This is a genomic window from Mesorhizobium sp. Root695 (genome assembly GCF_001428185.1).
GTDB lineage: Bacteria > Pseudomonadota > Alphaproteobacteria > Rhizobiales > Rhizobiaceae > Mesorhizobium.
The window spans coordinates 228,045-253,773 of the sequence record NZ_LMHO01000012.1 but is presented as its reverse complement, the minus strand read 5'-3'; the positions used below and the strand labels follow the sequence as shown (position 1 = coordinate 253,773).

General features: G+C 63.8%; 21 protein-coding genes. 6 read left to right on the top strand and 15 right to left on the bottom strand.

The genetic code is table 11. The annotated features are described in order from the left end of the window. Positions 1-768, top strand: coding sequence for a triose-phosphate isomerase (locus tag ASD99_RS14280; RefSeq protein WP_057144020.1), 768 nt, complete (start codon positions 1-3; stop codon positions 766-768). 94 nt (positions 769-862) lie between these two features. Next, on the top strand, positions 863-1,300 hold the full coding sequence (locus ASD99_RS14275) for an RpiB/LacA/LacB family sugar-phosphate isomerase (protein ID WP_056581936.1): 438 nt from the start codon (positions 863-865) through the stop codon (positions 1,298-1,300). A 25-nt stretch (positions 1,301-1,325) separates the two neighbouring features. On the opposite strand, the gene dhaL is transcribed toward ASD99_RS14275, so the two are convergent. The 4 genes from dhaL to oiaX all read right to left on the bottom strand — a co-directional run bounded on the left by dhaL (position 1,326) and on the right by oiaX (position 5,721). Then, complete coding sequence (dhaL, locus tag ASD99_RS14270) at positions 1,326-1,967, bottom strand: dihydroxyacetone kinase subunit DhaL (protein ID WP_057144019.1); 642 nt, start codon at positions 1,965-1,967, stop codon at positions 1,326-1,328. 27 nt (positions 1,968-1,994) lie between these two features. Then, positions 1,995-3,002: a dihydroxyacetone kinase subunit DhaK gene (locus ASD99_RS14265; protein ID WP_057144118.1), complete on the bottom strand. Its 1,008-nt coding sequence runs from the start codon at positions 3,000-3,002 to the stop codon at positions 1,995-1,997. A gap of 129 nt (positions 3,003-3,131) precedes the next feature. Further along, positions 3,132-4,466, bottom strand: a complete 1,335-nt coding sequence (locus ASD99_RS14260) for a four-carbon acid sugar kinase family protein (protein ID WP_057144018.1) — start codon at positions 4,464-4,466, stop codon at positions 3,132-3,134. Positions 4,467-4,470: 4 nt separating this feature from the next. After that, on the bottom strand, positions 4,471-5,721 hold the full coding sequence (gene oiaX / locus ASD99_RS14255) for a 3-oxo-isoapionate-4-phosphate decarboxylase OiaX (RefSeq protein ID WP_057144117.1): 1,251 nt from the start codon (positions 5,719-5,721) through the stop codon (positions 4,471-4,473). 184 nt (positions 5,722-5,905) lie between these two features. Here oiaX and ASD99_RS14250 point away from each other — a divergent pair, with 184 nt between their 5' ends. Beyond that, on the top strand, positions 5,906-6,619 hold the full coding sequence (locus tag ASD99_RS14250) for a transcriptional regulator NanR (protein WP_056581773.1): 714 nt from the start codon (positions 5,906-5,908) through the stop codon (positions 6,617-6,619). 2 nt (positions 6,620-6,621) lie between these two features. Here the strand turns inward: ASD99_RS14250 and ASD99_RS14245 are convergent, their stop codons facing one another. From ASD99_RS14245 to ASD99_RS14195, 11 genes are all read right to left on the bottom strand, one after another. After that, the gene (locus ASD99_RS14245; protein WP_057144017.1) at positions 6,622-8,460 is read right to left on the bottom strand and encodes a hypothetical protein; all 1,839 of its coding nucleotides are present in this window, start codon (positions 8,458-8,460) and stop codon (positions 6,622-6,624) included. After that, complete coding sequence (locus ASD99_RS14240; RefSeq protein WP_057144016.1) at positions 8,457-9,491, bottom strand: Gfo/Idh/MocA family protein; 1,035 nt, start codon at positions 9,489-9,491, stop codon at positions 8,457-8,459. Before ASD99_RS14240 ends, ASD99_RS14245 begins: the two co-directional genes overlap by 4 nt. Positions 9,492-9,493: 2 nt before the next feature. Continuing rightward, entirely contained in the window at positions 9,494-10,558 is a 1,065-nt protein-coding gene (locus ASD99_RS14235; RefSeq protein WP_057144015.1) for an ABC transporter permease, read from the bottom strand. Beyond that, the gene (locus ASD99_RS14230) at positions 10,551-12,107 is read right to left on the bottom strand and encodes a sugar ABC transporter ATP-binding protein (RefSeq protein ID WP_057144014.1); all 1,557 of its coding nucleotides are present in this window, start codon (positions 12,105-12,107) and stop codon (positions 10,551-10,553) included. The genes ASD99_RS14235 and ASD99_RS14230 overlap by 8 nt, the downstream gene beginning before the upstream one ends. Then, on the bottom strand, positions 12,104-12,748 hold the full coding sequence (locus tag ASD99_RS14225) for a DUF2291 family protein (protein ID WP_056581768.1): 645 nt from the start codon (positions 12,746-12,748) through the stop codon (positions 12,104-12,106). The genes ASD99_RS14230 and ASD99_RS14225 overlap by 4 nt, the downstream gene beginning before the upstream one ends. Positions 12,749-12,842: 94 nt before the next feature. Continuing rightward, complete coding sequence (locus ASD99_RS14220; protein WP_024502459.1) at positions 12,843-13,784, bottom strand: D-ribose ABC transporter substrate-binding protein; 942 nt, start codon at positions 13,782-13,784, stop codon at positions 12,843-12,845. A 333-nt stretch (positions 13,785-14,117) separates the two neighbouring features. Then, positions 14,118-14,945: a phosphogluconate dehydrogenase C-terminal domain-containing protein gene (locus tag ASD99_RS14215; protein ID WP_057144013.1), complete on the bottom strand. Its 828-nt coding sequence runs from the start codon at positions 14,943-14,945 to the stop codon at positions 14,118-14,120. A 111-nt stretch (positions 14,946-15,056) separates the two neighbouring features. Next, positions 15,057-16,076, bottom strand: coding sequence for an ABC transporter permease (locus ASD99_RS14210; RefSeq protein ID WP_056581766.1), 1,020 nt, complete (start codon positions 16,074-16,076; stop codon positions 15,057-15,059). Then, positions 16,073-18,556, bottom strand: coding sequence for an ATP-binding cassette domain-containing protein (locus ASD99_RS14205; RefSeq protein ID WP_057144012.1), 2,484 nt, complete (start codon positions 18,554-18,556; stop codon positions 16,073-16,075). Before ASD99_RS14205 ends, ASD99_RS14210 begins: the two co-directional genes overlap by 4 nt. Before the next feature lie 74 nt (positions 18,557-18,630). Continuing rightward, complete coding sequence (locus ASD99_RS14200) at positions 18,631-19,653, bottom strand: ABC transporter substrate-binding protein (protein WP_056581764.1); 1,023 nt, start codon at positions 19,651-19,653, stop codon at positions 18,631-18,633. A 247-nt stretch (positions 19,654-19,900) separates the two neighbouring features. Beyond that, entirely contained in the window at positions 19,901-20,581 is a 681-nt protein-coding gene (locus ASD99_RS14195; RefSeq protein ID WP_057144011.1) for a GntR family transcriptional regulator, read from the bottom strand. 321 nt (positions 20,582-20,902) lie between these two features. On the opposite strand from ASD99_RS14195, the gene ASD99_RS14190 reads away from it, so the two are divergent. The 3 genes from ASD99_RS14190 (at position 20,903) to ASD99_RS14180 (ending at position 25,719) form a co-directional block, all read left to right on the top strand. Next, positions 20,903-22,030, top strand: a complete 1,128-nt coding sequence (locus ASD99_RS14190) for a sugar ABC transporter substrate-binding protein (protein WP_057144010.1) — start codon at positions 20,903-20,905, stop codon at positions 22,028-22,030. Positions 22,031-22,108: 78 nt separating this feature from the next. After that, complete coding sequence (locus ASD99_RS14185; RefSeq protein WP_057144009.1) at positions 22,109-23,638, top strand: sugar ABC transporter ATP-binding protein; 1,530 nt, start codon at positions 22,109-22,111, stop codon at positions 23,636-23,638. Continuing rightward, entirely contained in the window at positions 23,635-25,719 is a 2,085-nt protein-coding gene (locus tag ASD99_RS14180) for an ABC transporter permease (RefSeq protein ID WP_056581760.1), read from the top strand. Before ASD99_RS14185 ends, ASD99_RS14180 begins: the two co-directional genes overlap by 4 nt. Positions 25,720-25,729: the final 10 nt, after the last annotated feature.

Below are 25,729 nucleotides of genomic sequence, written 5' to 3'. Positions count from 1 at the left end.
ATGGCCCCATATTGGGTCGGCACGAGCTGGAAGATGAACAAGACACTGGCGGAGGCGTTGCAGTTCGCGGATGCGCTGGCGGCCTTCGTGCCTGACTTCGATCAGGCGATACAGCCTTTCGTCATTCCGCCATTCACCGCGGCGCGCCAAGTCAAGGCGGCGCTGGCCAAGACCCGCGTGAAAGTCGGCGCCCAGAACATGCATTGGGCCGACGCCGGCGCCTGGACGGGCGAGGTCTCGCCGGTGATGTTGAAGGATTGCGGGCTCGACCTGATCGAACTCGGCCATAGTGAGCGCCGCGAGCATTTCAGCGAAACGGATGCGACTGTCGGACTGAAGACGGCGGCCGCAGTCAGGCACGGCTTCGTGCCGCTGATTTGCGTCGGCGAGACGCTGGCTGAGCGTGAATCCGGCCGCGCCAAGGCGGTGTTGACGGCGCAGGTTCTCGGCGCGCTGCAAGAGCTGAGCGGCGATCAACTGAAGTCAGAAATCCTCTTTGCCTACGAGCCCGTCTGGGCAATCGGCGAGAAGGGCATCCCGGCAAGCGCCGACTATGCCGACAAGCAGCAGGCGCTGATCAAGAAGGTCGCCGCCGACCGGCTGCCGGTTACCCCGCCTGTGCTTTACGGCGGCAGCGTCAATCCCGGCAATGCGGCTGAGCTGATCGGTCAGCCGCATATCGATGGCCTGTTCATTGGCCGCTCGGCGTGGCAAGCGGAAGGCTATATCGACATTCTGAAAAAGGCGTCGGCCGCCATCGCGCGCTGACCCAGAGCAATTCCAGGAAAAGTGTAAAGCGGTTTTCCGTCCGGAATTGCGTCAAATCAAAGAGATAGAGACAAAAGCAAAGGAGTTTATTGTCATGAAGATCGCACTCGGAGCCGACAGTGCCGGCAAGCCGCTGCTCGACGTCATCGCCAAGCATCTCGCCAGCAAGCCGGAGCTGCAGGTCGTCGACCTCAGCCAGGCCGGGTTCTACGCCGATATCGCCGCCAAGGTCGGTCACGAAATTCTCGACGGCAATTACGACCGGGCCATCCTGTTTTGCGGCACCGGCATCGGCGTCAGCATCTCCGCCAACAAGGTGCCGGGCATTCGCGCCGCGTTGACCCACGATACCTATTCCGCGGAGCGCGCCGCCAAGTCCAACAACGCCCAGATCATCACCATGGGTGCCCGCGTCATCGGTCCCGAACTGGCGAAATCGATCGCCGACGCGTGGCTGGCCTCGGAGTTCGATCCGAACGGCCCCTCTGCCGCAAACGTGCAGGCCGTCGACAAGCTCGACGCCAAGCGCTGAAAGGCGCAAGCGATCCGCTACGGAGCTAACTGGTCAAGGCGATCCGCATCGCCTCGATCACGGTGACGGCGGACGCGGCGCCCGGGTCGATATGGCCAAGCGAGCGCTCGCCGAGGCGCGATGCCCGGCCCTTGGTGGCGACCATCGCCTTGGTCGCTTCCGCGCCCGCCTTTGCAGCCTGCCCCGCAGCCTCGAGACTGCCCGCCAAACCCTTGCCGGAGGCCAGCGCTTCGCCCGCCGCATGCGCTGCCGGCGCCCATGCATCGATCATCGTCTTTTCGCCTGATACGGACTTGCCGCGATCCTGAATGCCCTTGGCCATGGCCTGGAACAGGGCAACCACGTCCGCGTTGTCAAGCGTCGTCTTGCCCTTGACGGCCGCCGCGCCACGCATGAAGGCGGTGGCATAGAGCGGACCCGAGGAGGCGCCGACGGCGTTCAGGAACGACTTTGCCGCCGTGTTGAGCAAAGTGGTCGGATCGGTCGCGCCAGCATCCAGTGCGGCTACCGCATCGCGTGCCGCGGAGAATCCAAGCTCCATCGCAATGCCGTGGTCGGCGTCGCCGATAACCCCGTCAAGCGCGCACAGCCGGTCCCTGTCGGCTGACATGGCGGTTGCGATCGCTGCGAACATCGCAACAAGGCGGGCGGTGTCGATTGTCGTCATGCTATTGTCCCTTGACGAGGAGCAGATTTAGCCGGCGCGAAACATGGCGCAGTCGCAAGGGTGGTCCAGCATCGTCTGCAACTCGCCGTCCAGCCGATGCAGAGTGAGCGAGGCCCCGGCCATCTCGAGCGAGGTGCAGTAATTGCCGACCCAGCTTGCGTGGATGGACACACCGATGTCATCGAGCCTCTGCTTCACGCGCCGGTTCATAATGTAGAGTTCCATCAGCGGCGTCGAGCCCAGCGAGTTGACGAGCACCGCGACCTTGTCACCGCGCGTCGGCGCCATCTCGTCGAGGATCCTGTCCAGCATCTCGTCGGTGATCTCGTCGGCTGTTTTCAACTTTTCGCGCGCGATGCCGGGCTCGCCATGGATGCCCATGCCGATCTCCATCTCGTCCGACCCGATCTCGAAATTCGGCCGGCGGGTCTGCGGCAGCGAACAAGGCGACAGGGCCACGCCCATGGTGAAGGTATGGTCGTTGGCCTTGCCAGCGATGCGCTCGCATTCGTCGAAGGACAGCATCTTGTCGCAGGCGGCGCCAGCCGCCTTGAAGATGAAGAAATTGCCGGCGACGCCGCGCCTCTTGTGCCTGTCGCCAAGGGGCGCCGAGGCCACATCGTCGGTGCTCAGCACCGTGCGCACCTCGATGTCATCCATCGCAGCCATCTCGGCGGCCATGTCGAAATTCATCACGTCGCCGGCATAGTTGCCGTACATGAACAGGACGCCGGCGCCGCCGCTGACCGCCTTGGCGCATTCGAGGATCGGGTCTGGCGGCGGCGAGGCGAAGACATTGCCGATGGCCGCAGCGTCAGCCAACCCCTTGCCGACGAAGCCGAGAAAGCTCGGCTCGTGGCCCGAGCCGCCGCCAATCACGAGGCCTACCTTGCCCAGGCGCGGTCCGTCGCGGGCGATGATGGAGCGTGGACTGCCGTCCACGCTCTTGAGATGGCGGGGATGCGCTGCCAGGATGCCTTCCAGCATCTCGTCGACGGCGCGGTTGCCGTCGTTGATGATCTTCTTGGTCTGCACCCGCATCCTCCCGATTTCGGTATTTTCGCAGATAGTACCGGGTGTTACCGGGATTTCCACCCGGCAAGAAGCATTTCGCGCGTTGAGATGTTCCCGCCGGCTAGCACCTGGACGCAGGCACTGGCTGTTTCAACCCCCGAGGCCATCGCGGATGGCTGAGAAATAGCGATCGGTTCCGACCTGGCCGCCCTTGAGCGCAACCTCCAGTCCGTCGATCGCCTTGACGCGCGAATGGGCAACGCAAAGTGGGGAACCCGGCGAAGCGGGCAGCGGCATGCGAATTGTCAGGGCATCGACACCCATCTCGCCGAGTGCATGGCTCGACGTGTCGCCGCCGGCGATGACCACGCGCCGCAGGCTCTGTTCGATCGTCAGACCGCGAAGGATTTTGCCGAGGCCGCGGCCAAGCTTGTGGCGGGCGCCTTCCTGCCGGTCGATTTCGGCGCCCCTGTCGGCAGTGGGACCAAGCGCGGTGTAGAGGATGACGCTGTGCCCGGCTTGCAGACTGGCACGGCCGCTTGCCGTCGCGCGCGCGATCGCCTGCTCCGAAGCCTCCGAAACCAGTTCGACCGGATCGATTTCGATGCCGTCGAAACCGTCGGTCAGGGCATGCCGGATCTGTCGTTCGGTGGTCGGCGAGCAACTGCCCGACATGACGGCTATCCGGTCGGCAACGCCCGGCGGCGTGAAGCCTGGTCCAACGCTGACGATGTCATTCGACGCCCATTCGGCCAGCAAAGCATACTCGACCCCGGACGAGCCGACGACAAAAGAACCGCCTGGCTTGCGGATGCGCCACAGCTCCTTGCCGGCCAGGGCCTGCGTTTCCAGATTGTCGACATCGACAAGCACTATGGCGGTGCCGTTTCCGGTCAGGCGATCGAACGCCGCCGACCGCGACGCGGACTGTAGCGTTGCGATGTCGACCAGCTCGGAGCTCAGCGCAGTCTGCCGCGACAGATGGATCAGCAGATCGGACTCATCCATCGGCGTTGTCGGATGGCGGCTCATCACCGGGTGGCGGTCGATGCGAAAATATTGGTCGCGATAGGCGGCGAACAGATGGCCGAAGGCGGTGTAGCGCTTGAGCTGCGGCGCGCCGACCAGCAGCGGCACGCTGTCCTGCGCGAAGACCGAGCGACCGATCTCGATGGCCCGGCCGATGCTGCCGATCGTCGGGCTGGAATCGAAGGTCGAGCAGACCTTGTAGTGGCAGATCGCGGCGTTGAACGTTTTCAGCCAGGCAAAGGCTTCGCGCAGATGCGTGTCCATCCATTGCGGCGTCTCGCTGCGGCTGGTGCCGGCCAGTCCGATCGCCTGGCAGAGCGCGAATCGCGACAGCAAGGCTGCGTCCGGCTGGCGCATGAACAGCACGGTCGGCACACCGCCGAGTTCGAGCGCCTCCATGACGTCGGTCGAGCCGGTCAGGTCGTCGCCATAATAGCTGAGAAGCAGGTCTTGCATGGCTTCAGGCTGCCTTGCCGTCGCCGAATTTTTCGATCGACCGCGCCAGTTCGGAATGGGTCAGGGCGAAGTCCGCTAGCGGAATGCCGTCGACGGCCGCTTGCCAGGCTTGCTGCACGGCACGCACGCCGGCCCCCGGGCCGTCCGGATGGCTGACGATGCCGCCGCCGCAGAGGTAAAGGAGATCGACCGTCCGGCCGGTCCGTGCATATGTCTCCGGCGCTTGGCCGCCCCACTGGCCGGAGCCCGCCACTGGCAAGGCGCAGTCCTCAGGCGAGAAGATCGGTGTCGTCACTGCCTTGAAGGATTCGACGAAAGAGTCATCCGGCTCCCAGTATTTCGAGGCGATGCCGTTGATCTGGAATTGGTCGACGCCGAGCAGTCGCCAGAATTGCTGCCAGACCTTGAAGTCCATGCCGAGACCGGGGTGACGGGTGAGGATATCCCAGCCGTTGCGATGGGCATGTAGCACCAGGCTGGAGCGCTTCCTCAGGAACGTCATGCCGCTGAACCCGATCGAATTGATGTTGATAACCGCGCAATTGCCGCCGGCCTTCGCCACCAGATCATGGTTGCGCATCATCTCGTCGGGGTCGGCGTGCGAGATGCCGAAGGCGTACATCACCTTCTTGCCGGTCTTCTGCTCGTGGTCGAGGATCAGCGGCATGATCGCCTTCACCCGTTCCGACAGGGGAGAATAGGCCGGGCTCATCAGCTTTTCATCATCCTTGATGAAATCGACGCCGGCAGCGATCAGTTCCGCCACCATTGCCGCCGTCTCGTGCGGCCGCAATCCGAGCGCCGGCTTGACGATCGTGCCGATGATCGGGCGGTCCGTCACGCCGGTCAGCCGGCGGCTGCCGGCGACACCGAACTGTGGGCCGGGATGCGCGCCGCGAAAATCCTCCGGCAGCTTCAGGTCGACGACGCGGATGCCTGTGAGGTCCTTGATCGAATAGGTGCCGCCGATGGCAATCGTCATCAGCGCTGCAAGGTCAGTGCCGATGGCATCGAACGGAAAGGCGATGTCGACATCCGCACGCCTGAACGGCCCGTTGCCGCCATCGGGGAGTGACGACCGCTCGGCGTCGGGCAGAGGCCGGATCGCCAGCACGCGTGCCGCCACCCGGGCCTTCAGCTCTTCGGTCTCGCCGGGCAGCGCGACGAAGGTTCCGGTCGACTGGTCGCTGGCGATCTTGGCCGCCAGCGCTTCGATGCTTCCAGGCGTTTCGATGCGATAGGTGAGGGTGATCATGGTCTGCTGTCTCAGGCCGAATGCATTCGAATAAAGTTCCCCGATCTCGAAATCTGGTATAATGAGTACATAAGTATTGCAAGCGATATCCTGCTCGCCAAACAAGGCCGGTTGACGGACAATCATTCCGGGAATCGCGTCAGCAATGCTAAATAGGGGCCGGTCAAGGGAGTGATTCGCGACGATGAACCGTTCGGAACCGATTGTCCGACGCAAGCTTTCCGACGAGGTCTTCTTGCGGCTGAAGCGTCTGATCACCAGCGGCGAGTTGATGCCGGGCGACGACATGCCGTCTGAGCGCGAACTGATGGAGCGCTTCGAGGTCGGCAGGCCGGCGATTCGCGAGGCGATGCAGGCGCTGAGCAATATGGGTCTGGTCGCGATCTCGCATGGCGAACGCGCCAAGGTGCTGCAACTGACCGCCAAGTCGATCATCAGGCAGGTCGATGGCGCCGCCAAGATCATCCTGTCGTCGTCGAAGGACACGCTTGAGCACCTGAAGACCGCGCGCATCTTCTTCGAGCGCGGCATGGTCAGGGAAGCCGCCGAAAAGGCTACCGCCGAGGATGTGCAGCGGCTCAGGGCAACCGTTGCCGAACAGCGGGGCTTTCGCGGCGACTCCGAAGCCTTCATATCCGCCGACATGAAATTCCATACCCAGATCGCGGCGATATCGGGCAACCCGATCTATGTCGCCGTCAGCGAGGCCATGCTTGGCTGGCTGAAGGAATATCACACCGAAATGCTAATCTGGACCGGCAAGGAACAGTTCACGCTGACCGAGCACGAAGAGATCATTGGCCGCATCGAGAAGAAGGATGCCGACGGCGCCGAGAAAGCGATGATCAAGCATCTCGAACGCTCGCGCGCCCTCTATGTGATGAATTCCGAAAAGTAACTTCAACCGATCCGGACGATCGCGTAAGGCGTCATCACGAGATGGTCCCGGCCAAAAGCTGAAATGTCGACCGGCACGTCGTCCGCCGTCAGGTTCGCCAGCCACACGACAGTTTCGCCCGAGGCCGAGCGCCCGGCCAGCGCCAGCACCTTGGTCTCATCGCTCGTCCTCGCCGTCACATGCGCAAGGCCGGCCAGTTCGCAAAGCCCCTTGATGGCCCTGAAGATCGGCCGGAGCGATCCTTCCGTGACGGGTTCCCCGGCTGACGCCAGCACGCCGAACGGTCCAGTGAAGCTGGAGAGCGTGAGCTGTTCCAGTCCGGCGGGCGCGACGCGTGCGGCATAGCCGATCGTCCATGCCGCCGCGAACAGGCCGGCATGGCGCGGATCCCGATCGGCCATGGCGATACGTTGTCCGCTTGGATTGGGTTTGGTCGCTCCGCCATAGGGGTTCTGGCGCATGGCAATCGTCGACGGACCGATCCGGTAGGGCTTTGCCCCGAAGATCGCCCGTGCCGATTGGGTGATGAAAGGCAGCGCCTCCAGCGATTGCATAATGCTGAGATCGTCGGCGGCATGCACGATCGGGCAGGTGCAATGGGTGACGAAATCGAGCTCCTCTGCCGGCACTCGCTTGCGGTTCAGCTCGGTGAAATAGCTGAACATGCCGCCACCGAGGCGGATATCGGGAAAGGCGCGCCGCGCGGCGGCGTAGACGTCTTCGAGCGGCGGGCATTCAGGCCACGTGCTGCCCGGCGGGGTCGACTGCCGGTCGACCGAAGGCGAGACGGCGATGGCCGAGAGTTTCAGCCCTGCTTGGCGCACCATGCCGGCGACGGCTGAAAGTTCAGCGTCGAGGTCGCCCGCGCCGGCAACGACGCATTCGAGGGTGGTTTCGGCCGTGTAGGCAGTTTCAAGTCGGGCGAAAGCGCACAAGGCGTCGAGCCTGTGGCCGCGCGTCGGATCGTAGTGAAACAGCAGCTGTTGCGGGCCAAGCGTCGACAGCAGCGGCAGGTTCGCCAGCGCCGTCTCGATATCGTCCGGATAGATGATCACGCCGACATCGGGCAGTGCCGGACCGAGCTCGCCGAGTTCAACGCGAACCGGCTCGCCGGCCCCGGCGGCAGCCGGCGCTTTGCCTTCACCCTCGATGCGCAGGCTGATCGTTTGGCGATTGGGCTCGCCGCCCCGCAGCACATAGGGCCACGGCAATGCCAGCGGCCGCACATAGGTCTTGTAGGAGGCGTCGGACCAGTTGCGCTGGTCCTCCATCTCGAACGTGTCGCCCTCCATCCGGCATTCGGCACTGACGCCGGGCCGTACCCCGTGGGTGATCGCGCGTAAATCCTTGAAAGGCTGCCAGGGGTCGATCAGCAGCGGAAGCTTGGTCGCCGCCACGCTGCCATCGGTGTGCTCGACCGTCACCGGGCTTCCAGCGAGGCCGGAGATCGGATGCAGGATGCAGAAGCCGCAGCGATTGGTTTCGAAATCGCTTTCGGGAAGGGCGTTGACGTCGAAGGCCAGTCGGCCATCGGCGAAGCCTTTGATCGCAGCGTGGAAGCCGAGGCGCCTTCCGCCGGGTCCAATACAGCTTGCCGAATAGCTGACCGAGAAGGCGTCAGCGCCCTGGTCGATGACCAGACCGGTCAGTTCAGGCTCGTAGGTGCCCCAGTCGCGGTCGCGCACGATATAGGCAATGGCGCGCAGCACTTCGGTGCCGTCATGGCGGATGGTGCGCAGATTGCCGTTGACGAAGTCCGCGCTGAGCGCACCTGCGCTGAGCCTGACCGGCTCGGCCTCGACGGCGCGCGTGCCGTGGAGAAGGAAGGCGTCGGCGGTCATTTCAGCAGCGCGTCGAGCTGCACCGGTTGCCGGCTCGCGGCACCGGCATAGGCGGCCTCGACCAGCGCAAGCGTTTTGAGGTTGTCGGCGCCCGAGGTTGCCGGTTCGACCCCCTTCGCCAGGCAGTCGACCCAGTGCTGCTGGATGGCGACGACGCTTTCCTGGATGTTGTGCCAGGGCCGCGACGCCCACGGCAGCAGCGACGGCGAAATGTCGGTGACCTTCGTACCGCTCTTGCCGGTGACGGTGAGCCGGTAACCCTGCGCCAAGCGGATCGTGCCGTCGCTGCCGTCGATCTCGATCAGCGTCTCGGGAAACGGCTCGGTGGCGAGTTTCGTCGCGTAGCTGCAGTCGACCACACAGGTGGCACCGCTGTTGTGATCCATCAGCATCGTCGCGACGTCCTCGCCTGATATGCCGGGGTTGATGCGCGCCGTTCGCGTGGTGATGACAGACACGTCGCCGAGCAGAAAGCGGGCGATGTCGAGGATGTGGATGCCGAGGTCTTCGATGATGAAGCGCTTTCCCGTCGCCAGATAGGGCTGGCCGGAAAACACGTCATAGGCGGAGCGAAAGGAGATGCGCCCGAAGAAAGGCGTGCCGATCTCGACGCTGTCGAGCACGGCGCGCACCGCCTGGATCGGCGACTGCCAGCGAAAATTCTCATGCACCATCAGCGGCACGCCGGCTTCCACGCATGTCTTCACCATAGCCTTCGCATCGGCAAGCGTCGGCGCGAATGGTTTTTGGCAGATCGCCGGCACGCGATGGGCGGCCGCCATTTCGACAAGCGGACGATGGCTGGGCGCGGTGGTGGCGATATCGACGAAGTCGAGGCTTTCGCCGGCAAAAAGTTCCGCCGCATCGGTATAGCGCTTCGCAATGCCGAACTGGTCGCCGACGACCTTGAGCCGCTCCGGATCACGGTCGCAGATGGCGACGATAGAGGTGCCTGCTATGTCGCGCCAGGCATGCATCTGGTTGACGGCAAAGAAGCCGCAGCCAATCAGGGCTCCTCGCAATTCCGTCATGGTCAGCCCGCCTTCGCCATCTGCATCAGTGTCACCCGACTTTGCAGCCGGCGCTGCGCCTGGTCGACAACGACGGCAACGATGATGACGAGGCCCTTGATCACCATTTGCCAGAACGAACTCACACCCATCATCACCAACCCGTCCGAAAGGATGCCGATGACGAAGGCGCCGACGATGGTGCCGCCGATCGTGCCGCGGCCGCCCGACATCGAGGTGCCGCCGAGCACTGCTGCCGCAATGGCGTTGAGCTCGAAACTTTCGCCTGTCGCCGGATGCGAGGCCATCAGCTCGGACGAGATGATCAGGCCGACGATCGCCGCGCAGAAACCGGAGAACATATAGACGAACATTTTCACCATGTTGACACGGACGCCCGAAATCCGCGACGCCCGTTCATTGCCGCCGACGGCGAAGATGTGACGGCCGAGCGGTGTGTACTTAGCGAGATAGGCGGCTCCCAGTGCAACGACGATCAGGATCCAGATCGCCACCGGCAGGCCAAGCAGCCGGCCGGCACCGAGGAAACCGAAGCCGGTGGTGCCAAGCTCCGGCTTGCCGACGAGGTTGGGGAAGGTGCGGCCATCCGACGACAGCAGCGCCAGGCCGCGCGCGACATAGAGCACGCCGAGCGTGGCGATGAACGGCGCGACGTTCAGCCTGGTGATCAGCAATCCGTTGACGGCGCCGATCAATATGCCGACCGCCAGCGTGATCAGCGCGATCTCGAGGACGTTGAAATAGATGGTGTAGCCGATCTGCAGATCGATGCCGTTGAGCACGAGATAGCCGGCCACCATGCCGCACAGGCCGACGATCGAACCGACCGAAAGGTCGATGCCGCCGGTGATGATGACGAAGGTCATGCCCATTGCCAGGAACGCGTTCAGCGCCACGTGTTTCGACATCAGGATCAAATTGGCGGTCGACAGGAAATTAGGCGCCGCGATCGAAAAGAAGATCAGGACGGCGATGAGCGCGATGAAGGTCCTGAGCTTCATCAGAGTCAGCAGCACGGAGCCGCTGGAAGCGGAGGGAGTGGCCGCCTTGGCTGGGATGTCAGTCATGCGCGGTGCTCTCCGTGTGTGGGGCCGGTCCGTGGCCAAGCGCCGATGCAGCGACGAGTGCCGCCTCTGTCGCCTCGGCGCGATCGAACATGCCGGTCAGTTTTCCGTTGCTCATCACCGCGATGCGGTCGGACAGCGCCATCACCTCATCGAGATCCGAGGTGGCGAACAATATCCCCAAACCGTCACGGGACAGTTTGCGCATGGTGCGGAAGACGTCGGCCTTGGCGCCGACATCGATGCCGCGGCTGGGCTCGTCCATCAACAGCACCTTGGGTTCGGTAAGCAGCGCCTTGCCGATCACCACCTTCTGCTGATTGCCGCCCGACAGCGAAGACACTTCCTGCGCCGGGTCGGCGACCTTGATCGCCAGTTCCCGCACCATCTGCGTCACCGCCTGCCTTTCGTCGGCGCCATGGATATGGTACAGGCGGGCAAATCGCGACAGACTGGCAAGCGTCAGGTTGCTGGCTACCGATAGGATCGACACCAGCCCTTCGCGCTGGCGGTCTTCGGGGATCAGCGCCAGGCCGCGCCGGATGCGACGCGTCGTGTCGCGCTCCTTGACCTTAATGCCGCCAATGAAGATCGCGCCCGTCGAATGGCCGTGGCGGCCCATGATGCAGTCAAACAATTCGCTGCGACCGGCACCCATCAGGCCGTAGATGCCGAGGATCTCGCCGGCGTGCAACGACAGCGAGACATGGTCGACGGCAAGCCCGCCAGTGGCACGCGGCAGGCAGATCTCCTCGGCGCGGAATATCTCCTCGCCCGGAAGATGGCCGTCGGCCTTGGCGAAGTCCTTGGCGTCGGAGCCGATCATCTGGCGAACGATCCACTGCGTGTCGACGTTTTTCATCTCTTCCTGGCCGGTGATGCGGCCGTCGCGCAGCACGGTGATGTAGTCGCCAATGCGGATCAGTTCTTCCAGCCGGTGCGAAATGTAGACGATCGCCACACCGCGCGCCTTGAGGTCGGCAATCACCTTGAACAGGATCTCGACCTCCGCAGCACTCAGCGCCGAAGTCGGCTCGTCCATGATCAGGATGCGCGCGTCGAGCGAAACGGCCTTGGCGATCTCGACCAGCTGCTGCTGTCCGATGCGCAGATCCTCGACCAGCATGTCGGGCCGTATGCCCGCTTGCAGTCGTTCTAGAAATTCCCCCGCGCGGTTTTCTTGTTCCTTGCGGTCGATCTTGCCAAACCGGTTGGTGATCTCCCGGGTTGCGAAAATGTTCTCGGCAACGCTCATGTTGCCGAACAGGTTCAGCTCCTGGAACACCATGCCGATGCCGCGGTTTACCGCATCGCCGGATGACGAGAAGGAAACCTCTTCGCCCTCGAGCAGGATGCGACCGGCTGTCGGTCGTTCGACACCGGCGATGATCTTCATCAGCGTCGACTTGCCGGCACCGTTTTCGCCGACCAGCACGTTGACCGAGCCCTTGCGCACCTCGAAATTGGCGCGCTTAACCGCGACGGTGCCGGAGTAGACCTTGGAGACGTCCTCCAGCTTCAGGATGATTTCGCGCTCCCTGGCCGCGCTCATGGTTTCGGCCCGATCTCTGCCTCCGCAGGCGTCACCAGCGGCAGATCCTGGCCGCTGCCCAGCGTATAGGCGCCCACCACCTTGGCGCTGCGGCCTTCCAGCGCTTCGCGCGGCAGCTTGGCCAGCACGGTCTTGTCGACGTAGCTGTTGAACGCCTTGCCGAACTGGGCGAAGTCGATCTGGTTGGTGAAGTCGTTGAACTGGATGAAGTCCAGGCTGTCGCGCAGCGCCGTCCCGCGCACCGCCGGTCCGATCTGTACCCGCGCATCAGCCTTGCCGTCGCCGTCCACATCGACATCGATCGTCGCCGCGCGGGACTGCGTGTTCGCCGCGACGATCATGCCTTCCAGGCGAACCGCGAAAGTCCACGGCGAGTTCGCCTGCTTGTTCGGATTGCCGTATTTGGCGCCGGCGGCCGCGGCATCGGTCGTTGCCAACGCGTGAACCTCTGGAAACGGTCCGGCTTTCTGCTGGAGATAGGGCACGACCTTTGCCGCCCAGATCTCCTCGACCATCTTGTCAGGATTGAAGGCGGGCGCGTTGCCGGCGTCTCCCGATTTCGTAGGCAGAATCTTGCAGGCGGTCAGGCTGATGCCGACCATCACGGCTAGGATCGGCCAGTTCGGCTTGGTGTTCAGCATGGCGGCCTGTCGGTCAGCATCGTGGGCGGCCCACGGAAAATGGCGGCGAGGGGCGACCCCAGGGTTCGCCCCTCGCTATTCGTCTCACGCTAGCTCAGTTCGTCAGCGCGAAGGTCTCCAGCTTGGCGGCATTGTCGCCATTGACCAGAACGCAGTCCATCAACTGCTTTTCCTTGGCCGGCGATTTCTTGTTCTTGATGAAGTCGTTGGCCTGCTCGACTGCCATCTGCGCCTGCGCGAAGGCCGGCTGCAGCACGGTTGCCTTGATGCCGCCCGACGTGATGGAGTCGCGCACGTCGTTCGATCCGTCGAAGCCGACGACGATGACATCCTTGCGGTTCGCCGCGGCAAGTGCCGCATAGGCGCCCATCGCCATCGTGTCGTTGCCGGAGATGACGCCCTTGATGTCGGGGTTGGCCTGAAGGATCGATTCCATCTTGGAATAGGCTTCCGTCTGGCTCCAGTTGGCCGACTGCTGGGCGACCATCTTCAGGTCCGGATAGTCGTCGATGACGTCGTGATACCCCTTGGAGCGAATGCCGGCATTGGTGTCGGATTCCTTGCCGACCAGCTCGACGAAATTGCCTTTCTCGCCCATCAGCTTGACGAATTCCTGCGCGCCGAGCTGGGCGCCCTGGTAGTTGTTGGAAACGATCTGCGCGACGGCGACGCCGGTGGCGTTGATCTCGCGGTCGATGAGGAAGGACGGAATGCCTGCGTCCTTGGCCTTCTGCACGGCGGCGACGGTGGCGTCGGCGCCGGCATTGTCGAGGATGATCGCCTTGGCCCCACGGCCGATCGCCGTGTCGATCAGCTCGGACTGCTTGTTGGCGTCGTCGTCATGGACCAGCACCAGCGCCTCGTAGCCGAGTTCCTTGGCCTTGGCCTCGGCGCCGACGGCTTCCGCCTTGAAGAACGGATTGTCGTGCGAGGGCGTGATGATGGCGATGAGATCCGCCGCGTAGGCGGGAACGGCCGTGCCAAGCGCCAGCATGCCGGCGAAAGCCGCAAGCGTCATTCTGCGTGTGAGTTTCATGAAGTCCTCCCGTTTGAAAATTGCCTTGGTCAACCAAGGCCTCTGTCGGCATCCGAATTCGTCAGGCAGCGCGGGCGGCGGATCGCTCTCGGGCTAAAGAGCCGTTTGCCGGCTTCCCCTCCACGGGTCGTTGCTCCCCAGCCATCTCCCATTCGCCCAGGCTTGGAACTCCCTGCGAAACCCTGTCGATCCGAGCCAATGAACAGCTAAGCCAACTGGTATGATGAGTCAACCACTAATTCAGGTGATATGTACCTGATGAGCGGCGACAACCGACCGTCGGCAACGGTACGCCGACGCGTCGAGGCGCTGCGGCAAGCGCCTGTCGTTTCTTCAGGTGATGCGCTGAATGCTGGCGGCGATCTCTTCCGGCTCGAACACGCGTTTCCAGTCGTCACGCATCAGCACCGGCTTGCCGAACTCGATCGCCTTGTTGCAGGCGTCCGAGAAAACGCCCTTGGTCTCGCCGAAGATGACGGCGCCGAGCACGTTCATATGGCCGAGCAGGAAGTCGAGCGCCGCCTGCTTGTCGACGCCGCGTGCCACGACCTCGTCGACGGCTTCCTTCATGACCACCAGCAGCGAGGCGCACACCGTCTCCGAAAGGCCGGGTTCCAGCAGCGCCATCTGGTCGACGGTGACGCGGTGCGAACGCATGACCGGCGCCCAGATGATTTTCGCGATCGCCTCACCCTTTGCGTAATCCTCTTCCGGTCCCTGCATCAAGGCGCTGACCATATGCTGCTTGGCCTTGACGCCGCCGAAATAGTCCTTCTTGGCCGCCATGTCTGTCTCGTCATTGAAGATCGGTGGATGGCAGGGGTGGGTGACGAAATAGGTGAGGTCCGGCCGCTTCGGCAGATGGCCGGCGAAGGGTGCCGCCGCGTCGAGCACCACCACCATCGTGCTTGATACCAGCTTGCTCTCGATACTGGTCGCCACCTTGCCGATATGCGTGTCGGGAACGGCCAGGATCACCACATCGGCACCCTTGAGCGCTTCGTCGGCACTGACCGTATCGAACCCGAGTCCGGTTTTCAGCCGTTCGCGGCCGGCATCGCTGACCTCGACATGGCGTATCGTGTAGGGCGATCCGCGAAAATTGGTCGACAGGCGGTAGCCCATTTTTCCGCCGGCACCGAACAGCGCAATCGTTGTCATCTGGTCACTACTCCTGATCTCAATCGACGGTGTCGCCCGTCGTCAACTTATTAAGTGGTATAATCACACTACCAGATTTTGGCAATCCGATAATGGGTGAATGCGTGCAAGTCATGGCTGCCGGTCTCCCGCCGGCACCGCGGCGTCGCCGCCTGTCGGCTCGACCGGCGCTCGCCGTATCATCGCCTGTCGTCCGGCAAGTGCCAGCACGAAGATGACGACGATGCCCTGCACGATGTCCTGGGCGCCCGGAGGCAGGCCGATGATCTGCATGGTGGTGACGATCAGGATCAGCAAGATGCTGGCGAACAATGTGCCGACGGCGGTTGCAGAGCCGCCGAAGATCAGTGTTCCGCCGAGCACCACCGCTGCGATCGACTGCAAGAGGTAGGGCTGGCCCATTTCAAGGAAGGCCCCGCCGATATAGGCGCCGAGCAGCAGTCCGTTGAGCGACGCCAGCACCGACGAGATGATGAAGGCCGATGCGATCACTGGGCCGGTCCTGATGGCGGCGAGCCGCGCGGCAGTGCGGTTCTGGCCGACCGCCGACAACAGCTGGCCGAACACCGTGTAGCGCAGCACGAAGGAGGTTGCCGCCACACCTGATATGGCGATGACGGCCATGACCGGCACGCCGGAAATGCGGCCCGATGCCAGGTATTTCAGTGCCGGGCTGACGGTGAAGCCCGAGATCGCACGGTTCGACAGCAACGTCGCGGTGGCCAGCACATAGCCGGTCGCCAGCGTAGCGATGATGGCCGGGATGCCGAGCCCGACGACTAGCAGCGAATTGAGCGCCCCGACCGCAAGGCCGAGCAGGATCGCGGCGGCAACGCCGATGGCGAGATTGGCATCCTCGCCCTTGATGGTGAGCAGCGCGACGAAGGCGCTAAGCGTGATCACCGAGGCAACGGACAGGTCGATGTTGCCGCGGCCGGTCGTCACCACGAACATCTGGCCGATGCCGACGATCGTCAGGAAGGACGCCGACAAGATGATGCCCGACAGGCTGGACAGACTGAAGCGATTGGTGACGATCGACAGCACCAGCCACAGAAGCAACACGCCGATCGCCGCCCAGATCCAGCGGTTTCTCTGCGACCAGAGGCTAAAGGCGGTCAGGGCGTTCATTGTTCGCTCCTGCGGTCGGCGGTCAGGCTGTGCAACGTCAAAAGGGCGATCAGGATCAGGCCTTGCGTCGCGGCGTTGAAATCGCTGCTGACGTTCAGCGTGCCGAGCAGCGCGCCGATCAGCGACAGCGTCACCGCCCCGGCAACGGCGCCGACCGGCGAGATGATGCCCCCCAGCAGCGAGCAGCCGCCCATCACAGCGGCGGCGACGCTGAGCAGCGTGAACGAATTGCCGGAGTTGATGTCGCTCGCCGTGTTGATCGCCGTCAGCGACAGACCGGCTGCACTCGCAAACAGCCCTGCAATCAGATAGCGCACTAGCGCGTAGCGTGTTGGCGACCATCCCGAACGGATCATCGCCGTCGGGTTGTTGCCGAACCCGCGCAGCACCACGCCGAGCGGCAGCCGGTCGATGACGAAGACGATCAGCGCGACGGCCGCGATGAGGATGATAGAGGTGGGCACGAAGCCGAGCGACCAGCTGAAGAGTGCCGACAGCCATTCCGGGCTGGCCCCGCCGGGCGTCGGCTGCAGCGCATAGCCCAGCCCCACCCAGATGAAGGAGGCGCCGAGCGTGACGACGATGGCTGGGATCTTGCGCGCCTGGATCACCCCGCCAAGCCCGGCATAGGCGGCGAGCGCCGCCACCAGTGCCAGGGCGCCGAGCCATGGCTGGTCGTAAAGCAGCGTGGCGCCGAGCACGCTGACGAGGCCGGCAAAGGCGCCGACGCCGAGGTCGATCTCGCTGCCGCCGACGATGAACATCTGCGCCGCCGTCACCAGCACCAGCGACAGTGCCGGCATCAGCAGTAGATCGAGCCCGAAGATCGAGGCGACGGCGGGATTGGCTGAGATCATCACGGTCAGCACGGCGGCGAGGCCGATGAAGGGCGCTGCATCCACCAGCCTGCGGCCGAGCCTTGCCGCTGGCGCGTCCTTGTGTCGGGCAGTTGCGTGCCTGTCCGCCGGTTGGGCGAAGGATGCGCCGACAACAGCCGGTTCCGTGATCGCATCGCCGGCGAGTTCCCTGACGATGCGTCCGCCGGCAAAGACCAGAACGCGATCGCAGGCCAGCAGTTCGGCATCCTCGGTCGTATGCCAGACCAGTGCGCGGCCGCTGCGCGCGATCTCGTTGCACAGCCGGTAGAAATCCTGCTTGGTGGCAATGTCGACGCCGCGCGTCGGGTCGTCGAGCAGGATGATCGGGGTGTCGGCGACCAGCGCTCGGGCGACCAGCGCCTTTTGCTGATTGCCGCCGCTGAGTTCGGTGATGTTGGACTGGAAGCGGCTGTCGTCCAGCCGCAGTTTGCTGGCGGCACCAGCGGCCATCTCGCGGTTGGCGCGATCGGAAACCAGGCCCAGCGCCCGGCGGCGGGCCAGTGCGCCGATGCTGATGTTTCCTAGCACGCTCCACAGCGGGAACACGCCTTCCTTCTGCCGGTCTCCGGCGATGAAGCCGGCCTGCGCATGTCTTGTGACCGCGCCGTTTTGCTTGGCGTGGGGACTGAAGATCCCATGCAGCAGCTCCTTCTGCCCGCTGCCTTCGAGGCCGGCCAGCCCGACGATCTCGCCGCGCACGATCTCGATGTCGCGGCCGAGTTCTGATGTCAGCGGGCCGGAGAGCCGCACCAGCACATCCTGGGCGGAGGCGGTGGAGACGGCGTGCTGGTGCACCGGATTGGCATCGCCGCCCATCAACTGCACCAGTCCGCCGATCGAGGCGTCCGCGACCTCGCCCTGCCACGCGGTGCGGCCGTTGCGCAGCACCACGATCTCGGTGGCGATGTCGATGATCTCCTGCAGCTTGTGGCTAATGAAGATGAAGGCAAGCCCTGCCTTCGCCCGTTCGCGAATGAAGGCTCTCAGTTGCTTGGAGCGGTCGAGATCGAGCGACGATGTCGGCTCATCGAGCACGATCAGCCTGACGCCGGGCGTTGCCGCGGCGCGCGCGATCTCCACCATCTGCCGTTCGGCGATGGAGAGGTGGCCGACTTCGGCGTCGGCATCGATGCCGTTGCCTGGAAAGACAGCGTCGAGTGCTGCGCGGGCCCGAGCCCTGTAAACCGTTCTCCACCCCGGTCGGGCCGCCGCATCCTGAGGCGTTTCCAGAAAGAAATTCTCGGCGACCGAAAGGTTGGCGCAGAGCGAAAGCTCCTGATGCACCATGCGGATGCCTTGCCGCTGCGCCTCGGCGGTGCCGTAGTCGGCGAAGTTCACCTGTGCGTCGGCGAAGGAAATCGAGCCTAGGGTCGGCCACATCGCGCCGCACAGGATACGCATCAGCGTCGATTTTCCAGCGCCGTTGCCGCCGACCAGCCCGATCACATTGCCGGCACCGACGCAGAGGTCGATCCCTGCGTTGGCGAGCGTCGGGCCAAAGCTCTTGGTTATCCCGGTGAGCGAAACGACACTTTGCCGGACGGGGGCGGCAAGCGCCGCCAACGCGGCCCTGTCCTGATCGGCGACGGCAGACTGGGACATTCGTCCTCCGTTTCTTCGACGGCGACGATCGGGCGGTGCTCCGGCACCGCCCGATCCTGTAGCGCTGGTTCGCGTTACTTGCTCAGCAGGTTCTGCTTGACCCAGTCCAGCGAATAGCTTGGGCTGATGATCTGGCCGCCTGGCAGCTTGGCGTATTCCTTGAGGTTGCCGGCATCGACCGTCGCCACCGGCATGATCATCAGCTTGGGCGCCTGGGCGCCTTTCAGCAGCGACAGGCCGAGCCAGAAGGCAGCACCGCCGATGCCTGGCGTGGTGTTCATGGACACAGTCTGGTAGCCGTTCTTGGCGTTCTCATCCGCCCACCATTTGACGAAGTCGGTGCCGCCGCCGCCTTCGATGATCGGCATCTTGCCGGCGTAGTCGCCGCCATACTGAACGAAGGCCTGCGCGATGCCGACATCGTCGCTGCCGCCCTGGCCAAGCACGGCGTCGACGTGCGGCAATGAGGGCAGCACATTGGCGATCGCCGCCTGCGCCACCGAGGCGGTCGCCTGGCCATAGACGGTCGCGACCACCTTGATATCGGGATACTTCGCCAGCACCGACTGCTGCGCGTTGAACATGTCGTTGTCGGGCGCCGAGCCCTTCACGCCGCGCACCTGCAGGATGTTGCCCTTGCCGCCGAGCATCTTGAAGACGGCCTCGGCCTGGGTGGCCTTGTAGCCCTTGAAGTCGAAATTGAGCTGGTAGTTGCAGGGCGCCGAGGCCACCGAATCGAAAGAGATGACGATGATGCCGGCTTTGCAGGCCTTTTCGATGATGCCATTGACCGCCGTTTCCGAAGCGGCATCGACGGCGAGTACGTCGACCTTCTTGAGGATCAGCTCCGCGATCTGGCTGTTTTGCTGCGCCACCGACCCATCGCCGTTCATGACGATATAATCGGCGATCTGCCCGGCGGCCTTGGCTTCCTTGGCGGAGGCTTCGAACGCTTCCACCATCTGGTGCCGCCAGGTGTTGCCATAATAGGCGTTGGCGAGCGCGATGACCGGCGCGTCCGGTGATGCCATTGCCGGCAACACGGCAACGCCTACCATTGCGGCGCCGGCGAGCGCCGCCACAGTTACAAATCTCATGGTATTTCCTCCCAAAAACACGATCGGCTCGGCTTGCCACACGAGCACAGCGTAACCTCCAGAGACACGCTATGTGAGGTACATATTATACCAGCATACCAAATAGGCAAGCGCCGGCAATGTCATTGCCGCGCATCGCCTGTTGTTGCGGCCGCTACCTTGATGGAATGGTAATTCGTGATGGCTTTCTGCGGCGGCTTACGAGCCGCTCTTTGGACAGAAGCCGTGAGACCGGGGAGTCCGAGCACTACTTCAAAAGATCGGCCAGCACGTCGAAAGCGGCGTCGATGTCGGCGCGGACTGCGGCCCTGACGGCTTCCACGTCCCGGTTGCGCAGTGCCGCGAACATCTCCTGGTGGTGTTCGTTGGCGGTCGAGTAGTTTCCCGAATCGTGCAGCATGTTGAAGTAGGGGCTGATCTGCAGCCAAAGGTTCTCGATGATGTTGAGCATGTTCTCTGAACCGGCCGCCCGATAGATCGAGAAATGAAAGGCGTAGTTGGCGCGCAGATAGGATTTGACGTCGCCGGCGGCATTGGCCTGTTCGAGCGCATCCAGATGCTGGCGCAACTGCGCTACGGCCTGGTCGTCCATGCGCTCCGCCGCCCATGCGGCCGCGATCGCCTCGATCTCGAACCGGACACTCCTGAGGTCGATGAGGCGCGCGCGACTGAGTGCCGGAATGCCGATCGAGCGGCCTGAAACCACCATCAGCGCGTTGGCTGCCGTCAGGCGCCGCAGCGCTTCCCTGACCGGCATCGGGCTGACGCCAAAAGCATCGGCAAGGCTCTGAACCGTTACCATCTCGCCCGGCACGATGCTGCCGTCGAGGATCAATTCGGTGACATGGCGATAGACCCTGTCCTGCAGGGTTTCCCTGGACAGGGGTGTGATCTCGACCCCTGGCTTTCTGTACGCCGATCCAGCCATCTCCCGTCAACCTTCCCGCCCAAGGGCGACGCTACCGCCAGAGCAATTCCAGGAAAAGTGTGAAACGGCTTTCCGTCCGGAATTGCGCCGAAGCAAAGAGGCAGAATGGTTCCGCGTTTCACAGAGACGCGGAACCACTCTGGTGTCCGGAATGCAAGGTTCAACATGCCGCGTCAAGCGCTCAGACCCCTGGTTTTGATATTAAGCGATTTCATCATTGATCTTTGATCAAATAGTGTTACGGTCGCCGGCATCGAATGGCAAGGGTTACGTTCGTGCCCTTGGGAGGCATTCGGTCGTTCGGATCGGGAGGAGTTTCATATGGGTATCGGATTGAAAGTCCGGCGGCTCGCGCTGCTGGCCGGCATGGCTTTATGCGCCCTTGGGCTGTCGGGCGCGCAGGCAGCCGAGAAGCACAAGATTTTTCTCAGCATGAGCTACATCGGCAATGATTGGCAGGCGGAGGCGGCCAACATGGTCAAGGCCATGGCCGCTCACAAGAGCCTGGCCGACAAGGTCGACCTGCAGGTCCAGGTCGCCGGGCCGAATGCGCAACGCCAAATTCAGCAGATCAACGCAATGGTGCAAAGCGGCGCCGAGGCGATCGTCGTGTACCCGATCTCGCCGACCGCGCTCAATCAGGTCGTCAAGAATGCCTGCGACAAGGGCGTGAAGGTCTTTGCCTACGACGCCGAGATCACCGAGCCATGCGCCTACAACGTCCACATCGACCAGTTGGAAGCGGGCAGGGTGACCGCCGAATGGCTGGTCAAGAAGCTCAACGGCAAGGGCAACATCATCGCCGTCACGGGTGTTCCGGGAACATCCGTCGATGATCAACGGACAAAGGCCGCCAAGGAAGTCTTCGCCAAATACCCTGACATCAAGATCGTCGGCGAGGCTGTCGGCATGTGGAGCCAGGCGGTTGCCCGCACCGAGCTTTCGAAGATCCTGGGCACCCGCAATTGGGACGACATCAACGGGCTGTGGATGCAGGTCGGCTGCTTCACCGCCAACTCGATGCAGCTCGAGGCCGGTAAGAAGACCAGCGAACTCCTGCCTTGTGCCGGCGAAGGCTCCAATGGTGGTCGCATCCAGATGCTGCCGGAGGGGACCGAAGTCGAAGGTGCGGCGCCGCCCTATGCACCGGCAGGCGCGCAACGCATTTCCTATGCCTCGCCGCCTTATTCCGGCGCGCTGGCGCTGAAGCTTGCCGTCGAGGCGATCGAAGGCAAGGACGTGCCGAAGACCACTATCCTGCCGCTGCCGGTCGTCACCAATGAGACGATCAAGCTGTGCGACGAAGGCACATGGGCGGAGATGAAGGCAGGCTGCAACGCCTTCAAGCCGTCGCTGGTCTCCAATCCCGGCTGGTTTGCCTCGATCTTCTCGGACCAGACACCCGAGGTCGGCCTGGCCGCTGCCCTCGTCGGACAGCCTGAAGACTGAGCCTCCCAAGGCGATCGCGACGATGCGCGGACAGTCTTGTCCGCGCATCGTCTGCCCCAAGCTCGGCGATCGAGGACAATGACAGAACACTCCAAGGTTCCCGCCATCGAGATTGACGGCATCAGCAAGGCGTTCGGCCCGACCGTCGCGCTGGACGGTGTGTCGTTCGAGATCGCGCCCGGCAGCGTCCATGCGCTGCTCGGTGAAAACGGAGCCGGCAAGTCGACGCTGGTGAAGCTGCTGTCCGGGCTGGTCCGGCCAAGCGAAGGCCATGTCCGTGTCTTCGGCAAGGAGATCGCTTACGGCGCACCGCGCGCAGCACACGCGCTGGGCGTGCAGACGGCGTTCCAGGAGATGACCCTGGTGCGCGATCTTTCCGTCCTCGACAATATGCTTTTGCCGTACGCTCCCGTCGGCGTCTCCGGCCTGATCCGCCGCCGTGCCGCCCGCAAGGCTGTCCGCCGCCACATCGACGATCTCGGTTTTTCCGTCGATCTCGATGCCGAGGTGAGCGAGCTCGAGCTTTCGGTGCGCCAGAAGATCGAAATCGCGCGTGCCGTCTACCGCAAGCCGCGCATCCTGCTGCTCGACGAACCGACCTCGACGCTCGCCGGCCGCGACGTCGAATGGCTGGGTGATATCATCGCCAGGCTGAAGGCGGCGGGCACCACCATCGTCTTCATCACCCATCGCATGCGAGAAGTCCGCGCCTTTTGCGAGATGCTGACGATCCTGAGAAACGGCCGCCACATCGTTACCGCGCCGGTTGCCGACGTCTCGGATGGCGACGTCATCGAAAAGATCATCGGCCGCAGCATCGAGCAGACCTTCCCGCCCAAGCCCGACGGCGCCCAGGCCTTCGGTCCGCCGGTTCTGGGCGTGCGCGACCTCAAGGTCGGGCGCAAGCTCGACGGCGCCGGCTTCGACCTGCGGAAAGGCGAGATCCTAGGTGTTGCCGGATTGCAGGGCATGGGCCAGCAGGATCTGTTTCTGGCCTGCTTCGGCATGGCCGAAATCACTCGCGGCCACATCCTCGTCGATGGCCGCAAGGTCTGGCTCGGCTCGCCCGCCGATGCCTTGCTGCCCAACATGGCGATCGGCCTGGTGCCCGAAGATCGCAAATCCGAAGGCCTGTTCCTGAAACTGTCGGGCAGCCAGAACGCCACGCTTCCCGTGATATCGCGCTTCACACGGCTAGGCCTTGTCGACGCGCAGGCCGAAACCCGCTCCGTCGAGGCGGCATTCGCCACTGTCGAGGTCGACCGCCGCGCGCTGTGGACTCGGGCCGGCGCGTTTTCCGGCGGCAACCAGCAGAAGATCGCCATCGCCAAATGGCTGGTGGCGCAGAGCCGCATCCTGCTGTTGTTCGATCCCACCCGCGGCATCGATGTCGGCACCAAGCACGAGCTTTATGTGATGATGCGAAACTACGTGGCTTCGGGCGGTTCGATCCTGCTGCACTCGACGGAGATTCCCGAACTCGTCCACCAATGCGACCGGGTCCTGGTTCTCTATGACGGGCGCATCGCGGCCGAACTCGAAGGCGACACCATCACCGAGCCGGCCATCATGCGCCCAGCGCTCGGGCATGCTGGGGAAGCCGCATGAGCAGCGCAGCGGTTTCATCTCCTGTTTCGGGCGGCTTCGGTCTGCGCCGTGCGCTGATGCGCAACCGCGGCGCGCTGATCGCCGCGATCGTCCTGGCGATCCTGCTTTTCGTCGTCGACTGGATCAGCGCCGGTCCGCTGACCTATTTCGATGTGTCGTTCCTGTCGAGCGGTGGCGCGACCTCCGCGCTCGCGGCGATCGGCCAGACCATCGTGATCCTGTCGGGCGGCTTCGACCTGTCCGCCGGCGCGGTGATATCGCTGGTCAATGCCGTGCTGGCATCGAGCATGGACCCGATGGCGCCAGGCGCCAGCATCATCTTGTGGACCGCCGTCGGCATCGGCGTCGGCATGGCGGTGGGCGCGTTCAACGGCTTCTTCATTGCGGTGCTGCGCATGCAGCCGATCGTGGTGACGCTGTCCACCATGTTCATCCTGCAAGGCGTGACGCTGCTGGTGATGGACAAGCCCGGTGGCTTCGTGTCCCCCGATCTCGGCACATTCTATCTCGGTGACGCGATCACCGGCTGGCTGCCGATGCCCCTGGTGCTGATCGGCGTCGTCCTGCTCGCCTGGTTCTGGCTGAAGGGAACCCGCTTCGGCACCGCACTTTATGCGGTCGGCAGCGATACAGAGTCGGCCGCTTCTGTCGGCATCAATGTCGTGCTCGTGCGCTTTGCCGTCTATGTCATCGCCGGCGGCTGCTATGGCCTGGCCGGCGTGTTCATCAGCGCCCAAACCGGCAGTGGCGATCCGCTGGTCGGCAATCCGCTGCTTTTGTCGATGTTCGCGGCGGTCGTCGTCGGCGGTACGCGCCTCGGCGGCGGACAAGGCGGCCCGGTGGGTTCTGTCTTCGGCGCCTATATCCTGATGATCGTGGTGAACATCCTGCTGGTGCTCAATGTGTCGGCCTATTATTCGACGATCGCCGAAGGCACCATTCTCGTGCTGGCCGCACTTGCCGGCTCCATCTCCCACGCATCGGTGCTTGCCGTGCAATTGCGCGCCGCGCGCGCCCGGCTTGCCGCCTGGCGCGCCGGCATATTGCCCTCGCAGCTCGAGCGCGTGGACAGGCGTCTCAAGATCGCCGAGCCATCGCATGGCCAGCGCAGTCCGGCATCGCCGCGCCCTGCCTTCCATCTGCGCAACGCGGAGACGCTGCGCTATGCGCTGCCGGCCTATGTCTGCCTGCTGGTCATCGTGGTTGTCACGCAGATCTGGCTCGGCCGCGCCATCCTCAATCCGGGCTACTGGAATTCGCTGCTCGTGCTGTCGTCCTTCCTCGCCGTCCTGGCGCTCGGGCAGGGAACCGTCATCCTGACCGGCGGCCTCGACCTCTCCGTGCCGTGGACGATCGGTATCTCCGGCATCATCCTGGCCGGCATGGTCAACGGCTCCGACGCGGCGCTTGTCTACGCCTTGCCGGTCGTGCTGATGATGGCCTGCGCCATCGGCTTCGCCAATGGCTTCGGCATCGTCTATCTCGGCATCTCGCCGATCGTCATGACGCTTGCCACCAACGGCATCCTGCAAGGCTGCGCGCTGCTTTATTCGCAAGGAACGCCGGCCGGATTTTCATCACCGATGCTGCGCTGGTTCATGACGGCCAGGCTCGGCGGCCTGCTGACGCCGATCGTCCTGCTGATGGTCGTCTTTGTCGTGGCGGCAGTGCTGCTGCTCGGCCGCACGCCGTTCGGGCGCAGGGTGTACGGCATCGGCAACGGGCTGCGCGCGGCGCGCTTGTCGGGCATCGGCGTCGAGCGCACACTGATCCTGGTCTACATGCTCTCGGCCGTCTGCGCGGCTGTTGTCGGCATCATGCTGACCGGTTTTTCCGGTCAGGCGAGCCTTGGCATGGGCGACGACTATCTGTTGCCGTCGATCGCCGTGGTGGTGGTCGGCGGGGCGTTGATCACCGGCGGGCGCGGCCACTATCTCGGCATGCTTGGCGGGGTGTTGTTGCTGACGGCGTTGCAGATGCTGCTGGCCGGCACCACGCTTCCCTATGCCACAAGGGCAATTCTTTACGGGCTGGTCGTTCTGGGCGCCGTCATGGCGCTGCGCGAACGGCGGCTGCAATGAGAAGGACAGG

Bases quoted from the DNA above. Each gene is read 5' to 3' on its own strand.
- ASD99_RS14280 (WP_057144020.1), top strand. From the start codon at position 1: ATGGCCCCATATTGGGTCGGCACGAGCTGGAAGATGAACAAGACACTG.
- ASD99_RS14225 (WP_056581768.1), bottom strand. From the start codon at position 12,748: ATGCTGAACACCAAGCCGAACTGGCCGATCCTAGCCGTGATGGTCGGC.
- ASD99_RS14250 (WP_056581773.1), top strand. From the start codon at position 5,906: ATGAACCGTTCGGAACCGATTGTCCGACGCAAGCTTTCCGACGAGGTC.
- ASD99_RS14210 (WP_056581766.1), bottom strand. From the start codon at position 16,076: ATGAACGCCCTGACCGCCTTTAGCCTCTGGTCGCAGAGAAACCGCTGG.
- ASD99_RS14200 (WP_056581764.1), bottom strand. From the start codon at position 19,653: ATGAGATTTGTAACTGTGGCGGCGCTCGCCGGCGCCGCAATGGTAGGC.
- ASD99_RS14195 (WP_057144011.1), bottom strand. From the start codon at position 20,581: ATGGCTGGATCGGCGTACAGAAAGCCAGGGGTCGAGATCACACCCCTG.
- ASD99_RS14180 (WP_056581760.1), top strand. From the start codon at position 23,635: ATGAGCAGCGCAGCGGTTTCATCTCCTGTTTCGGGCGGCTTCGGTCTG.
- ASD99_RS14205 (WP_057144012.1), bottom strand. From the start codon at position 18,556: ATGTCCCAGTCTGCCGTCGCCGATCAGGACAGGGCCGCGTTGGCGGCG.
- ASD99_RS14215 (WP_057144013.1), bottom strand. From the start codon at position 14,945: ATGACAACGATTGCGCTGTTCGGTGCCGGCGGAAAAATGGGCTACCGC.
- ASD99_RS14275 (WP_056581936.1), top strand. From the start codon at position 863: ATGAAGATCGCACTCGGAGCCGACAGTGCCGGCAAGCCGCTGCTCGAC.
- ASD99_RS14235 (WP_057144015.1), bottom strand. From the start codon at position 10,558: ATGACTGACATCCCAGCCAAGGCGGCCACTCCCTCCGCTTCCAGCGGC.
- oiaX (WP_057144117.1), bottom strand. From the start codon at position 5,721: ATGATCACCCTCACCTATCGCATCGAAACGCCTGGAAGCATCGAAGCG.
- ASD99_RS14185 (WP_057144009.1), top strand. From the start codon at position 22,109: ATGACAGAACACTCCAAGGTTCCCGCCATCGAGATTGACGGCATCAGC.
- ASD99_RS14220 (WP_024502459.1), bottom strand. From the start codon at position 13,784: ATGAAACTCACACGCAGAATGACGCTTGCGGCTTTCGCCGGCATGCTG.
- ASD99_RS14240 (WP_057144016.1), bottom strand. From the start codon at position 9,491: ATGACGGAATTGCGAGGAGCCCTGATTGGCTGCGGCTTCTTTGCCGTC.
- ASD99_RS14190 (WP_057144010.1), top strand. From the start codon at position 20,903: ATGGGTATCGGATTGAAAGTCCGGCGGCTCGCGCTGCTGGCCGGCATG.
- dhaL (WP_057144019.1), bottom strand. From the start codon at position 1,967: ATGACGACAATCGACACCGCCCGCCTTGTTGCGATGTTCGCAGCGATC.
- ASD99_RS14230 (WP_057144014.1), bottom strand. From the start codon at position 12,107: ATGAGCGCGGCCAGGGAGCGCGAAATCATCCTGAAGCTGGAGGACGTC.
- ASD99_RS14245 (WP_057144017.1), bottom strand. From the start codon at position 8,460: ATGACCGCCGACGCCTTCCTTCTCCACGGCACGCGCGCCGTCGAGGCC.
- ASD99_RS14260 (WP_057144018.1), bottom strand. From the start codon at position 4,466: ATGCAAGACCTGCTTCTCAGCTATTATGGCGACGACCTGACCGGCTCG.